Origin of the sequence: Streptomyces sp. NPDC047853 (assembly GCF_043204535.1) — a bacterium.
Taxonomy (GTDB): domain Bacteria; phylum Actinomycetota; class Actinomycetes; order Streptomycetales; family Streptomycetaceae; genus Streptomyces.
Map to the genome: position 1 here is coordinate 69,032 of NZ_JBIDCI010000004.1, position 15,499 is coordinate 84,530.

At 73.7% G+C, this 15,499-nt stretch carries 1 protein-coding gene and 1 pseudogene; both read right to left on the reverse strand.

Annotated features, from left to right (window positions below; translation table 11 throughout):
• Positions 1 to 80: 80 nt before the first annotated feature.
• Positions 81 to 10,790 (reverse strand): SDR family NAD(P)-dependent oxidoreductase, encoded by a 10,710-nt coding sequence (locus ACGF5T_RS09565; RefSeq protein WP_392887599.1) that lies wholly within the window; start codon positions 10,788 to 10,790, stop codon positions 81 to 83.
• A pseudogene (locus ACGF5T_RS09570) lies at positions 10,787 to 15,499 on the reverse strand (type I polyketide synthase); the annotation flags it as partial. The pseudogene ACGF5T_RS09570 and the gene ACGF5T_RS09565, both read right to left, overlap by 4 nt.

The window sequence follows — 15,499 nt, forward strand, 5'->3', positions numbered from 1 at the left end:
TGGAAGGCATTCCTGGAACTGTCCGCGGAATACGCCCGCACTGAACGTGTATGGGTCGATTCCGGCGCCCGGTGGGTGGGTCACGGGCTCTCCAGCTCGTTGTCGATGAGCGCGAAGATGTTCTCCTCGGTGGCGGAATACAGATCGGCGTCCCGGGCCTCGTCGGCGGTGTCCGGGCCGTCGGGTCGGTCCGCCCACCGGGCGAGCAGGGCGCTCATCCTGACCCGTAGCCGGGAGCGGTCGCTGTCGGTCAAGTCGTCCGATGCCGCCTCCAGTTGGTCCAGCCCGGCCATCATGGCCTCCGCCGGGTCGTGGGCGGGCGGCACCAGGTCCGCCCCGAGCCGCTCGGCGAGCGCGTCGGGCGTCGGGTAGTCGAACACCAGGGTGGCGGGCAGGCGGATGCCGGTGGCCGCGCCGAGCCGGTTGCGGAGTTCCACGGCGGTCAGCGAGTCGAAGCCGAGGTCCTTGAACGCCCGGTCCCGCTCGACGGCTTCCGCTCCGGCGAAGCCGAGCACGGTGGCCGCCTCCGACCTCACCCGGTCCAGAAGCACCTGCGCCCGTTCGGCGGGAGGCAGGGCCCGCAGCCGGTCGGCGAAGCCGGTCTCCCGGGCCGCGGTGGCGGTGCGCCGACGGCCCCGTACCAGACCGCGCAGCAGATGCGGCACGTCGGGGCGGCCGGCGAACCCGGTGACGTCGACGGCACCCGGCACCACGGCGGGGTCGGGCCCGGCGAGGGCCTCGTCGAGCAGGGCCAGGCCTTCGTGGGCGGTGAGCACGGGCAGACCGGAGCGGGTGGCCCGCAGGCGGTCGCCGTCGGTGAGCACGCCGAGCATGCCCGCGCCGACGTCCCACGGGCCCCAGGCCAGGGACAGGGCCGGCAGGCCCCTGCCGTGGCGGTGGCGGGCCAGGGCGTCGAGGTAGGCGTTGGCCGCCGCGTACGACGCCTGGCCGGGACTGCCCAGGGTGGCGGACACGGACGAGAAGAGCACGAACTCCTCGGCTTCGGGCAGGAGTGCGTGCAGAGCGCGGGCCGCGGTGATCTTGGGCGCCAGCACCGGGGCGACCCGCTCGGGTGTGAGGGCGGTGGCCACCCCGTCGTCGAGGACACCCGCGAGGTGGAAGACGGAGCTGACGCGCCGCCCGTCCAGCACCTCGGCCAGGGCTTCGGCATCGGTGACGTCGCAGGCCACGATCTCGACCCGCGCTCCGGCCGCCTCGAGCTCCGACCTCAGCGTGTCCGCGCCCTCGGCGTCCGGGCCGCGGCGGCTGAGCAGCAGCAGCCGGTCCACCGCGCGCCGGTCCACCAGGTACCGGGCGACCGACGCGCCCAGAGCACCCGTGCCACCGGTGATCAGCACCGTGCCGCCGGGCTCCACCGCACGCGGCAGGGACAGCACGACCTTGCCCACGTGCCGGGCCTGGCTCATGAAGCGGAACGCCTCCGGCGCCCGCCGTACGTCGAAGGTCCGCACCGGCGGCAGGCTGAGCACGCCCCGCGCGAACAGAGCCAGCACCTCGTCCAGCATCCGCCCGATCCGCTCGGGACCCGCCTCGCTCAGATCGAACGCACGGTACGTCCGGCCGGGCACCGAGTCCGGATCGCGTACGTCCGCCTTGCCCATCTCCACGAACCGTCCGCCCGCGGTCAGCAGCCGGACCGAAGCGTCGACGAACTCACCCGCCAGGGCGTTCAGCACCACGTCCACCCCGCGACCGGCCGTACGCTCCGCGAAGACCTTCTCGAACCCCAGGTCCCGGGAGGAGGCCAGGTGCTGCGCGTCCAGCCCGGTCGCGCCCCACTTGCCGGGCGAGGCCGTGCCGTACACCTCGGCTCCCACGTGCCGGGCGATCTGCACCGCCGCCATGCCGACCCCGCCCGCGGCCGCGTGGACCAGCACCGACTCCCCGGCCGACAGACCTCCCACGTCCAGCAGGCCGTAGTACGCCGTCACGAACGCGATCGGAACCGCGGCACCCTGAACGAAGGACCACCCCTGCGGAAGGGGGGCCGTCAACCGCTCGTCCGCCACCGCCAACGGGCCCATCGCACCGCTGAAGAACCCCAGCACCCGGTCCCCCACGGCCAGTTTCGACACCCCGGGCCCGACCTCCACCACCACACCGGCGGCCTCGCCCCCCAACTCCACCTCCCCGGGGTACATCCCCAGCACGTTCAGCACATCCCGGAAGTTCATGCCGGCCGCTCGTACCGCCACCCGCACCTGGCCTGCTTCCAGGGCGCCTTCCGCGTCGGGCGCGGCCACCAGCCCCACACCCTCGACGGCGCCCCGCTCCACCACACCCACACGCCACGGGCCCTCGGGAGCCCGCAGGGTGCGTTCGGCGAGCGAGGCCAGACGGGCGGCGTACAACCGGCCGTCGCGGACGGCCAGTTCCGGTTCGTCCGCGCCGGGCGTGCTGAGCAGCGCGGTCCACGGGTCGGCGTCGACGTCGACCAGCAGCAGGCGGCCGGGGTGCTCCGACTGCACACTGCGCAGCAGCCCGCGCACGGCGGCACCCGCCACGTCGGACAGGTCGTCGCCCGCGTCGACGGCGACAGCGCCCCGGGTGAGCACCACGAGGGTGGCGTCGGTGTCCTCGCGGGCCAGGAACTCCTGGACGGTGGCCAGCATCGCGGTCACCCGGGCCTCCGCGTCGTCGCGGTCGGCGGCGGCGTCGTCGCGGCCGGCGGCGGCGTCATCGCGGCCGGCGTCGGGCGCGGAGGTGGCCAGCAGCAGGTCGGCCGAGGCCGAGGCCAGGTCGGACGCCCGCGCGCAGTCGGCCCCCAGCTCGGAGAGCGCCTCGGCCGCGCCGTACGGGTCGGAGCCCAGGACCGCCCAGGTGCCGGGGGTGCGGGCCATGTCGGGGAGCGGAGTCCAGTCCACCCGGTGCAGCGGCCGCGACGGGGCGGCACCGGTCGCGGCGGCCTCGGCGAGGGGACGCAGCACCACTCGCCCGACGGAGACGACGGTCTGCCCGCCGGGGTCGACGGCCACCAGCTCCACCCCGTCGGCGCCGCGGGGTGAGACACGCACGCGGAGGCTGGTGGCACCGGAGACGGTGAGCGCGATCCGGGACCAGGAGAACGGCAGTCCGGGGGGTCCGGCGGGGCCGTCGGACGCCTCCGCCCGCACGGCGAGCGAGTGGAGCGCGGCGTCGAGCAGTGCGGGGTGCAGTCCGAAGCGTCCGGCGTCGGCGTGCGCCGTCTCGGGCAGTTCGACCTCGGCCCAGAGTTCCTCACCCGCTCGCCACACTCCGCGCAGGCCCTGGAAGACGGGCCCGTAGTCCAGGCCGGCCGCGGCCAGCTCGGGGTAGAGAGCGTCGACCGGCACGGCCCGCGCGTCGGCCGGCGGCCAGGTCGGCTCCGGCACGGCCTGGGGGGTGGTGGTCGTCCGCAGTGTGCCGGAGGCGTTCCTGGTCCACGGCTGCCCGAACCAGCCGGTGTCACCTGAGGTACGCGAGTGGACGGTGATCTCCCGGTCCCCCTCCTCGCCCGGGGCGCCCACGGTGACCTGGAGCTGGACGGACTCCCCGGCGGTCAGCACCAGCGGTGTGTGCAGGACGAGTTCGTCCACCACGTCGCAGTCCGTCTCGTCGCCGGCGCGCACCGCGAGATCGACGAACACCGTGCCGGGCACCACGATCCGGCCGTGCACACGGTGTTCCGCGAGCCACGGGTGCGTACGGAGGGAGAGACGTCCGGTGAACAACAGGCCACCGTCGTCGGCGAGATCCACACCGGCGGCGAGGACCGGGTGTCCGGTCTCCCCCAGCCCGGCGGAGACCACGTCACCGGGGCGTGCCGTCGCCGGGACCGAGGGCCAGTAGCGCTCGCGGGCGAACGCGTAGGTGGGCAGCTCGACGCGCCGGCCGCCGACGGGGGCGAGCAGGGCGGACCAGTCCACCGCGATACCCCGTACGTGCAGGGTCCCCACGGCACGGAGGAGCGTTTCGGCCTCGTCGCGCCCACGCCGCAGTGCCGGTACGGCCATGGCCTGGTCCAGCAGCGCCGAGGCGGCCGCCGACAGCACTCCGTCCGGGCCCAGCTCCAGTGCCGTCCGCACCCCGGTGAGCCGGCCGAGCGCGTCGGCGAAGCGGACCGGCTCGCGCACCTGGCCCACCCAGTACTCGGGGGTGTCGATCGCCCCCGGGGCGGTGGTGAGGATCGGGATCCGCGGGGCGTGGTAGGTCAACGCCCCGGTGACGGCGGCGAAGTCGGCCAGCATGGGCTCCATCAGGCGGGAGTGGAAGGCGTGCGAGACCGCCAGCCGCTTGACCCGAATCTTCCGCGCCCGGAGCCGCTCCTCCAGAACGGCGACCACATCCGCATCGCCCGACACCGTCACCGACGTGGGCCCGTTGACCGCCGCCAGGTCCACTCCGTCGGGCAGCTCCAGATCCTCCTCTGCCACCTCCACGGCCAGCATCGCCCCGCCCTCGGGCAGCACGTCCATCAACCGACCCCGGGCCGACACGAGCACGCAGGCGTCGTCCAGCGACAGAACCCCCGCCACGTGCGCGGCGGCCAGCTCACCGATCGAATGCCCCACCAGCACATCCGGGACCACACCCCAGGACTCCACCAGCCGGAACAGCGCCACCTCCAGCGCGAACAACCCCGCCTGCGCGTAGACGGTCCGCTCCAGCAGCCCGGCATCGTCGCCGAACACCACCTCCCGCAACGGACGTCCTACATCCACCCGCGCGCACACCGCGTCGAAAGCCTCCGCGAACACCGGAAACGCCCCGTACAGCTCCCGCCCCATCCCCACCCGCTGCGCACCCTGACCCGAGAACAGCAGCGCCAGGGAGCCGTCCTCCTCGGCCCGTCCGACGACAGCGCCGCCGAGGTTCCGCAGGGCGGCGTCCGCCATCTCGGTGTCGGCTGCCAGCACCACGGCCCGGTGCTCCAGGGCTCCCCTGGTCGTCGCCAGCGAGTGGGCCACATCAGCGATCCGGTGCTCGTCGAGGGCCGCTCGCAGCTTCTCCGCCTGCGCCGGAAGCGCGTCCGCCGTACGGGCGGAGAGCAGCAGCGGGAGCAGCGGGGTGCTGTCCCCGGCCGGGGCTGGTGTTTCCGCGTGCTCTCCCGCGGGCGCGGCCTCCAGCACCACATGGGCGTTGGTGCCGCTGACGCCGAACGAGGAGACCCCCGCCCGGCGGGGCCGGTCCGTCTCCGGCCAGGGACGTGCCTCGGTCAGCAGCTCCACCGCGCCCGTCGACCAGTCCGCCTGGGGCGTGGGCTCGTCGACGTGCAACGTCCTCGGGAGTACGCCCCGGCGGAGCGCCTCCACCATCTTGATCACGCCGGCCACCCCGGCGGCTGCCTGGGTGTGCCCGATGTTCGATTTCAGTGAGCCCAGGTAGAGGGGTTCCCCACGCTCCTGACCGTAGGTGGCCAGCAGCGCCTGCGCCTCGATCGGGTCGCCCAGCTTCGTGCCCGTACCGTGCGCCTCCACCACGTCGACGTCGGAGTACCGCAGATCCGCGTCGGCCAGCGCCCTGCGGATGACGCGGCGCTGGGCGGGCCCGTTGGGGGCGGTGAGCCCGTTGGAGGCGCCGTCGGAGTTGACCGCGCTGCCGCGTACCACGGCGAGCACCCGGTGCCCGTTGCGCCGGGCGTCCGACAGCCGCTCCACCAGCAGCACACCGACGCCCTCCCCCCAGCCGGTGCCGTCGGCGGCGGCGGCGAACGCCTTACAGCGACCGTCGGCCGCGAGCCCCAGCTGTCGGCTGAACTCCACGAAGGCGGTCGGTGTGGACATCACCGTGACGCCGCCCGCCAGGGCCATCGAGCACTCGCCGGCCCGCAGGGCGCGTACCGCCAGGTGCAGCGCCACCAGGGACGACGAGCACGCGGTGTCCACCGTGAGGGTGGGTCCCTCGAAACCGAAGGTGTAGGCGACGCGGCCGGAGAGCACGGCGGCCGCATTGCCGGCCCCCTGGTGTCCCTCGCTGATGTCGGGATCCCCGGCGAGCAGGATCGGGTAGTCCTGCCCGTTGGTGCCCGCGAACACGGCGGTGTCGCTGCCGCGCAGCGCGGTGGGGTCGACACCGGCGTGCTCCAGGGCCTCCCAGGCGACCTGCAGCATCAGGCGTTGCTGCGGGTCGGTGGCCACCGCCTCGCGGGGTGAGATGCCGAAGAACGGGGCGTCGAACGCGGCCACGTCGCCGAGGAATCCGCCCTCACGGACGTACGAGGTGCCCGGCGTGCCGTCGGGTTCGTAGAGACGTGCGGTGTCCCAGCCCCGGTCCTCGGGGAAGTCGGTGATGCCGTCGCGGCCCTCGGCGACCAACTGCCACAGCTCGTCCGGCGAGGTGACGCCTCCGGGGTAGCGGCAGGCCATACCGATGATGGCGACGGGCTCGTCGGCGGTGGCGGAGGCCGTCACGCCCCCGTCACCGTCCAGGTGCAGGATGAGGTCGTCGAGATGTTCGGCCAGCGCGGCCGGGGTGGGGTGGTCGAAGACGACGGTGGCGGGCAGGCTGAAACCGGTGACTTCGGCGAGGAGGTCGCGCAGCTCGACGGCGGTGAGCGAGTCGAAACCCAGGTCCCTGAAGGCCCTGCGCGGTTCGACGGCATCGGCGTCGTGGTGACCGAGGACGACGGCGGCGCGGGCACGCACCGACTCGACCAGTTCCCGCCGTCTTTCCTTGGCATCGAGCGCGGCGAGGCGGACCGCGAACGGGGAACCCGCCTCCGCGTCGGCCCTCCCGGCCGGCTCCGCTCCCCCGTCCTGCGGCAAGGCGCCGGGCAGTCCGTCGAAGAGCCGTTGCGGTCGCGCGGCGGTGAGGGCGGGAAGGAAGCGTGCCCATTCCACGTCGGCCACGACCACGGAGACGTCCCCGCCGTCCACCGCCGCGCCCAGAGCCTCGAGTGCCTTGGCCGGTTCCATGGTGCGCAGTCCGCGACGCCGCAGGTAGTCGGCGGTCTCCTCCGCGCCGGCCATACCGCTGCCGTGCCAAGGACCCCACGCCACGGAGGTGGCGGGCAGACCCCGGGCGGCACGACGGGAGGCGAGGGCGTCCAGAGCGGCGTTGGCCGCCCCGTAGGCGGCCTGGCCGCCGCTGCCCCAGACGCCGGAGACCGAGGAGAAGAGCACGAAGGCGTCGAGGTCCGCGTCCCGGAGCGCGTCGTCGAGGTGGAGGGCTCCGGTGACCTTGGCGGCCAGCACGGTGGCGATGTCGGCTTCACTCGCGTCGTCGAGGGTGCCGAAGTCACCGCTTCCGGCGGCATGCACCACGGCGCTCGGCGGGTACGCGGCCAGCAGCTCGTCGAGGGCCGCGCGGTCGCCGACGTCGCAGGCGGCGACCGTGACCTCGGTCCCCGCCGCGGTGAGTTCGGCGGCGAGGTCGGTCATGCCCGGGGCTTCGGCACCGCGCCGGCCGGCCAGCACCAGGTGTGGGGCGCCGCGGTCCGCGAGCCATCGGGCGACATGGGCACCGAGCGCGCCGGTGCCGCCGGTGATCAGGGTGGTGCCGCGCGGCCGCCAGGGCTCGGCCGGACGCACGGGTGCCGGAGCCAGTCTCCGGGCGAGGACTCCCTCGGCGCGGAGGGCCACCTGGTCCTCGCCCGTACCGACGAGCACGGCGGCCAGTCTCCGTGCGGCTTCCGCGTCAAGGACGCGCGGAAGGTCGACGGCGCCGCCCCATCGGTGCGGCTTCTCCAGCGCGGCTGCCCGGCCCATAGCCCACAGCTGTGCCGCCCCGGGGTCGACGGCGGAGTCATCCGCACCGGTCGTGACCGCACCCCGGGTGAGTACCCACACCGGGGCACCCTCTCCGCGCACCGCGGCGAGCAGTGCGGCCAGCCCGAGGGACAGCTCCGGACGGGCGGGGTGCGGCCGGGGGTCGTGCGGGAGGATCAGCCCGTCGACGTCCGGGGCGGGCGTCGGGCCTACGACGACGGTGGCGCCGTGGGCGCCCAGCGCTTCGGCGCACCAGGCGACCAGATCGTCCTCCGGCGCATCGGGGTCTGCCAGTACCTGCCAGGTCCCCCGCAGTACCGGGCGCCCGGCTTCCGGCAGAGGGTGCCAGGTGACCGCGTACCGCCAATCCGCTGGGTCGGCGCCTTCGGTGGAAGGCGGTACCGCCCAGAAGTGCTCCCGCTGGAAGGCGTAGGTGGGGAGGTCCACGGCGCGACCGCCGAGGCAGCCGAAGACCGCCCCCCAGTCGCACCGCACTCCGGCGACATGGGCCGCCCCGATCCCCGCGAGCAGAGCACCCACACCCTCACTGCCCGCACGCTGCAACGGAACAACCGTCACCCCGGACTGCTCGGCCAGACACAGCCCCGCCTGCGCCGACAACACCCCGTCCGGACCACACTCCACGAACCGCGTGACCCCGGTGCCATGCGCCTCACGCACCGCGTCGGCGAAACGCACCGGCTCCCGCACCTGACCCACCCAGTACTCCGGGGTGTCGATCGCACCCGGAGCCGTGGACAGGACCGCAATCCGAGGCGCGTGGTAGGTCAACGACCGCGCCACCTCCGCGAACTCCGCCAGCATGGGCTCCATCAGGCGGGAGTGGAAAGCGTGCGAGACCGCCAGCCGCTTCACCCGCACACCCTGCGCCCGCAGCCGCTCCTCCAACCCCGCCACCGCCTCCGCCGCACCGGACACCGTCACCGAGGCAGGACCGTTGACCGCGGCGAGGTCCACACCGTCAGGCAGCTGGACCTCGCCCTCGGCCACCCCGACGGCCAGCATCGCCCCGCCTTCGGGCAGCGCGTCCATCAACCGCCCCCGCGCCGACACCAACGCGCAGGCATCCTCCAACGACAACACCCCCGCTACGTGCGCGGCGGCCAGCTCACCGATCGAATGACCCACCAGCACATCCGGCACCACACCCCACGACTCCACCAGCCGGAACAGCGCCACCTCCAACGCGAACAACCCCGCCTGCGCATAGACGGTCCGCTCCAACAGCCCCGCGTCCTCGCCGAACACCACCTCCCGCAACGGACGCTCAAGATCGACACCCGCACACACCGCGTCGAAAGCCTCCGCGAACACCGGAAACGCCCCGTACAGCTCCCGGCCCATCCCCACCCGCTGCGCACCCTGACCCGAGAACAGGAACGCCGTCCCGCCCGAGCCCACCTCCCCCCTCACCACACCCACACCCGGCACACCCTCGGCCACCGATCCCAGCCCCGCCAGCAACTCCTCACGCCCACCGCCCACCACCACCGCACGACACTCCAACGCAGCCCGCGTCGTCGCCAGCGACAACCCCACATCCACCACAGCCACCTCAGGCCGCGCCACAAGAAACCCACGCAACCGCCCAGCCTGAGCACGCAGAGAACGCTCGTCCCGCCCGGACAGCACCCACAACCCCACAGACGACGAACAACCCGACCCCCCGCCGACACCCCCCACCCCGGACTCCTCGGCCGCGACCCCCTCCAGAACCACATGCGCATTGGTGCCGCTGACACCGAACGAGGACACCCCGGCCCGACGAGGCGCTCCGGAGTCGGGCCACGACCGGTTCTCGGTCAGCAGCTCGACGCTGCCCGAGGACCAGTCGACGTGCGGGCTGGGCGCGTCGACGTGGAGGGTCCTGGGGAGCACGCCGTGCCGCATCGCCTGGACCATCTTGATCACTCCGGCCACGCCGGAAGCGGCCTGGGTGTGGCCGATGTTGGACTTCAGGGAGCCCAGGTACAGGGGTTCCGTACGCTCCTGGCCGTAGGTGGCCAGCAACGCCTGCGCCTCGATGGGGTCACCCAGGGTCGTACCGGTGCCATGGGCCTCGACCGCGTCGATCTCGGCGGCGGAGAGGCGGGCGGCGGCCAGCGCGTCCAGGATGACGCGGCGCTGGGCGGGCCCGTTGGGGGCGGTGAGCCCGTTGGAGGCGCCGTCGGAGTTGACCGCGCTGCCGCGTACCAGGGCCAGCACCCGGTGCCCGTTGCGCCGGGCGTCCGACAGCCGCTCCACGAGGAGTACGCCGACGCCCTCGCTCCAGCCGGTGCCGTCGGCGGCGGCGGCGAACGCCTTGCAGCGGCCGTCACGTGCCAGTCCGCGCTGCCTGCTGAACTCGACGAACGCGGCCGGCGTGGCCATGACGGTGACCCCGCCCGCCAGCGCCATCGTGCACTCGCCGGCCTGCAGCGCGCGTACGGCCAGGTGCAGCGCCACCAGGGACGACGAGCACGCCGTGTCCACCGTGACCGCCGGCCCCTCGAAGCCGAAGCTGTACGCCACCCGGCCGCAGAGCACGCTGGTCGCGGTGCCGGTCAGCGCGTAGCCCGCCGCCTCCTCGGCGACGGGGACGCCGACGCCGTAGCCGGAGGTCCCGGCTCCGACGTACACCCCGACCGGACTGCCCTTGACTTCCCTCGGGTCGATGCCCGCTCGCTCGAACGCCTCCCAGGAGGCCTCCAGGAGCAGACGCTGCTGCGGGTCCATCGCGGCGGCCTCGCGCGGCGAGATGCTGAAGAAGTCCGCGTCGAAGCGTCCCGCGTCGTGGACGAAGCCGCCCTGGCGGGAGTACGAGGTGCCCTCACCCCGGGAGTGCGGGTCGTACAGGGAGCCGAGGTCCCAGCCACGGTCGGCGGGGAACTCGCTGATGCCGTCGCCTCCGGCGGACACCAGGTCCCAGAGCGACTCGGGCGAGTCCACCCCGCCGGGCAGCCGGCAGGCCATCCCGACGATGGCGATCGGCTCGTGCCCGGCGACGACCAGCTCTTGGTTGCGGGTCTTGAGCCGTTCGTTCTCCTTGATCAGGGTGCGCAGGGCTTCGACGTAACGTTCGTCGGCGGACGCCGCCATGGTCAGTGCTCCCCGTCGTTGGCTTCGACGAGCTTCAGCAGTGCCTCGCCGTCCAGTTCGTCCACCGCGTGCGCGGTCGGCGCTTCCACGTCGTCGGTCTTCTCCCCCGCCAGTCTCAGCAGGGGTTCGAGCAGTCCGGCCTCCCGGAGCCGGGCCGTCGGTACGGCGGCCAGGGCGGCGCGCACGCGCTGTTCCTCGTCGGCCTCGCCCTCGTCGACGTCCGGGGCGATGCCGCACTCCTCGAGGAGGTGCTCGGCGAGTTCGGCGGGCGTCGGGTAGTCGAAGACCACCGTGGCGGTCAGTGACAGGCCGCTGACCGCGGTGAGCCGGTTGCGCATCTCCACGGCGGTGAGCGAGTCGAATCCGAGGTCCCGGAACGCGCGGTCGGGTTTGATGTCACCGCCGTGCGCGTGCCCGAGCACCAGGGCGGTCTGCGCTCGTACCAGTTCCAGGACCTTCTCGGACCGCTCGTACCGCGGCAGGGCGAGAAGGTCCGCGCGCAGGTCGCCGGGCGCTCCGGCCGCCTCCGCCCCGCCGGCGGCCGCGCCGCCCTCCAGCCGGACCAGCAGGGAACTGGGCCGGGAGGAGGTGAACGTCCGCGCGAACACCGGCCAGTCGATGTCCGCCACGGTGACCGTGGGGGCGGTGTCCGCGACCGCGTCGGCCATGGCGGCGATCGCCAGGTCCGGGTCCATCGCCAGGACTCCCCGACGGGCGAGTTCGGCGCCCGCGCCCTCCGCCATGCCCTCTCCGTCCCAGGCGCCGAAGGCGAGGCAGGTCGCGGGCGCCCCACGGGACGCCCGCCGCAGGGCCAGGGTCTCCAGCCGGGCGTTGGCGGCGGCGTACGCGGCCTGTCCGGCACCGCCCCAGACGGCGGCGACCGAGCCGAACAGCACGAAGGCGTCGAGGTCGCCGCAGAGTGCGTCCAGGTTCTCGGCGCCGGCCGCCTTTCCCGCCTGAGCCGCCGCCAGGTCGTCCTCGGTGAGTTCGGCCAGCCTGCCCAGGCCCCCTACGCCCGCGGCGTGCACCACGGCGTTCGGCGGGTACGCGGCCAGCAGCGCGGCGACGGCGTCCCGGTCGGAGAAGTCGCAGGAGACCACCGCGGTCTCGGCCCCCAGCTCCGTCAGCTCCGCGACCAGTTCGTCGGCGCCGGGTGCCTCGGCACCTCGCCGACCGGCCAGCACCAGTCGTGTGGCCCCGCCGAGGGCCGCCCACCGGGCGACGCGGGAGCCGAGAGCGCCCGTTCCGCCGGTGATCAGGACGGTGCCCCGCGGGTGCCAGGGCGTGGCGGTGACCGGAGCCGCGGTGACCAGCCGACGTGCGAGCGGTACGTCCCGGAGGGCGACCTGGTCCTCGGCGGTGACCCCGGAGAGGAGCGCGACCAGGGAGGCGTCGCCGACCCCGGTCTCGGGCAGGTCGATCAGCCCTCCCCACAGCGCGGGATGTTCCAGCGCGGCCACCCGACCCAGCGCCCACAGGGCGTGGCCGCCTGCCGCGGGGGGCTCCTCGCCCGGCAGCGCCACGGCGCCGCGGGTGGCGCACCACAGGCGCGTTTCGGTGTCGGCCAGCGCCTGGACGAGGGCGAGTCCGGTGGCCACGGCGGTGTCGTCGGCCAGGCCGAGCAGTGACAGCACTCCTGCCCAGGGCCGGTCGGAGGAGGAACCCTTCACCAGTGTCCGGAGTCCGGCCGCCGCGTCGGCAGGATCGATCGCCTGGACGTGCGGGTGTCCGCCGCTGCGTCGGATCGCCTCGGCGCAGTCGGCGGCGATGTCCCCGTGCTCGGGGTGCGCCAGTACCAACCAGCCGCCCACGAGAACCGGGTCCGCGGGAAGGGAGACCGGCTGCCACTCCTCCCGGTAGCGCAGGCTCCGGGAGGAACAGAGGTCGTGCCAACCCGCCAGCACCGACAACGTGTCGTCGAGCCGCTCCCGTTCCTCGCCGGTGTCCACACCGAGCAGTCCGGCCACGGCGTCCGCGTCACCTCGGCGCACCGCGCTCCAGAAGGCGTCGTCGGCGCCCTGCCCGCCGGCGCCGCCGGTACCGGAGGCGGGCAGCGGCCAGTACCTCTGGTGCTGGAAGGCGTAGGTGGGGAGGTCCACGGCGCGACCGCCGAGGCAGCCGAAGACCGCCCCCCAGTCGCACCGCACTCCGGCGACATGGGCCGCCCCGATCCCCGCGAGCAGAGCACCCACACCCTCACCGCCCGCACGCTGCAACGGAACAACCGTCACCCCGGACTGCTCGGCCAGACACAGCCCCGCCTGCGCCGACAACACCCCGTCCGGACCACACTCCACGAACCGCGTGACCCCGGTCCCATACGCCTCACGCACCGCGTCGGCGAAACGCACCGGCTCCCGCACCTGACCCACCCAGTACTCCGGGGTGTCGATCGCACCCGGGGCGGTGGTGAGGATCGGGATCCTCGGGGCGTTGTAGGTCAACGCCTCGGTGACGGCGGCGAAGTCGGCCAGCATGGGCTCCATCAGGCGGGAGTGGAAGGCGTGCGAGACCGCGAGGCGCTTCACCCGCACACCCTGCGCCCGCAGCCGCTCCTCCAGACCGGCGACCGCATCCGCATCGCCCGACACCGTCACCGAGGCAGGACCATTCACGGCCGCCAGATCTATGCCCCCGGGCAGCTCCATCCCCTCCTCGGACACCCCGACGGCGAGCATCGCCCCGCCTTCGGGCAGCGCGTCCATCAACCGCCCCCGCGCCGACACCAACGCGCAGGCATCCTCCAACGACAACACCCCGGCCACATGTGCGGCGGCCAGCTCACCGATCGAATGCCCCACCAGCACATCCGGCACCACACCCCACGACTCCACCAGCCGGAACAGCGCCACCTCCAACGCGAACAACCCCGCCTGCGCATAGACCGTCCGCTCCAACAGCCCCGCGTCCTCGCCGAACACCACATCCCGCAACGGACGCCCCACATCCACCCGCGCACACACCGCGTCGAAAGTCTCCGCGAACACCGGAAACGCCCCGTACAGCTCCCGCCCCATCCCCACCCGCTGCGCACCCTGACCCGAGAACAGGAACCCCGTCCCGCCCGAACCCACCTCCCCCCTCACCACACCCACACCCGGCACACCCTCGGCCAACGACCCCAGCCCCGCCAGCAACTCCTCCCGCCCACCGCCCACCACCACCGCACGACACTCCAACGCAGCCCGCGTCGTCGCCAGCGAGAACCCCACATCCACCACAGCCACCTCAGGCCGCGCCACGAGAAACCCACGCAACCGCCCAGCCTGAGCACGCAGAGAACGCTCGTCCCGCCCGGACAGCACCCACACCCCCACAGACGACGAACAACCCGAACCCCCGCCGTCACCCCCCACCCCGGACTCCTCGGCCGCGACCCCCTCCAGAACCACATGCGCATTGGTACCGCTGACACCGAACGAGGACACCCCGGCCCGACGAGGTCGGCCGGTCTCCGGCCAGGGGCGTGTCTCCGTCAGCAGCTCCACCGCACCCGCCGACCAGTCCACCTGGGGCGTGGGCGCGTCGACGTGCAACGTCTTCGGGAGCACGCCCCGGCGGAGCCCCTCCACCATCTTGATCACACCCGCCATCCCGGCGGCGGCCTGGGTGTGCCCGATGTTGGACTTGATCGAGCCCAGGTACAGGGGTTCCGTACGCTCCTGGCCGTAGGTGGCCAGCAACGCCTGCGCCTCGATCGGATCACCCAGGGTCGTGCCGGTGCCGTGGGCCTCGACCGCGTCGACCTCGGCCGGTACGAGTGCCGCGCTCGCCAGGGCCTGGCGGATGACGCGCTGCTGGGCGGGTCCGTTGGGGGCGGTGAGGCCGCTCGAGGCACCGTCCTGGTTGACCGCGCTGCCGCGCACCACGGCCAGCACCCGGTGCCCGTGGCGCCGGGCGTCCGACAGCCGCTCCACGAGGAGTACGCCGACGCCCTCGCCCCAGCCGGTGCCGTCGGCGGCGGCGGCGAACGCCTTGCAGCGGCCGTCGGCGGCACTGCCCTCTTCCAGGCCGAAACCGGCGAACATCATCGGCCCGGACATGACCGTGACCCCGCCGACCAGGGCGAGTTCGCATTCGCCGGCGCGCAACGCCTGGGCGGCGAGGTGCAGCGCCACCAAGGAGGAGGAGCAGGCCGTGTCCACGGTGACCGCCGGCCCCTGGAGCCCGAAGGTGTAGGCGATGCGGCCGGAGAGAACGCTGCCGGCGTTGGCCGTGCCCAGGTAGCCGTCGAGCGCCTCGGGATCGACCACCGACGGGTAGTCGTGGTACATCACGCCGGCGAAGACGCCGGTGCGTCCACCGCGCAGGGTGCGCACGTCGATGCCCGCCCGTTCGAACGCCTCCCAGGACGCTTCGAGGAGCTGCCGCTGCTGGGGATCGGTGGCGTCGGCCTCCCTCGGACTGATGCCGAACAGTCCGGCGTCGAAGTCGCCGACGTCGTGGACGAATCCCCCGCGTGGCGCGGCTGACGTCCGTGCCGGGTCCCAGCCCCGGTCCGTGGGCAGCGGGCCGAGCGCGTCCGTGCCGGACTCGACGAGTTTCCACAGGTCTTCCGGGGAGCGGACGCCGCCGGGGTACCGGCAGGCCATGCCGATCACGGCGATCGGTTCGCGCGACCGGTCCTCCAGTTCGCGTACGCGGCGGTTGGCGTCGCGCAGTTGCGTCGTGGCCCGCTTCAGATAGGCGAGCAGTTTCTCGTGCTGGTCCGGGTC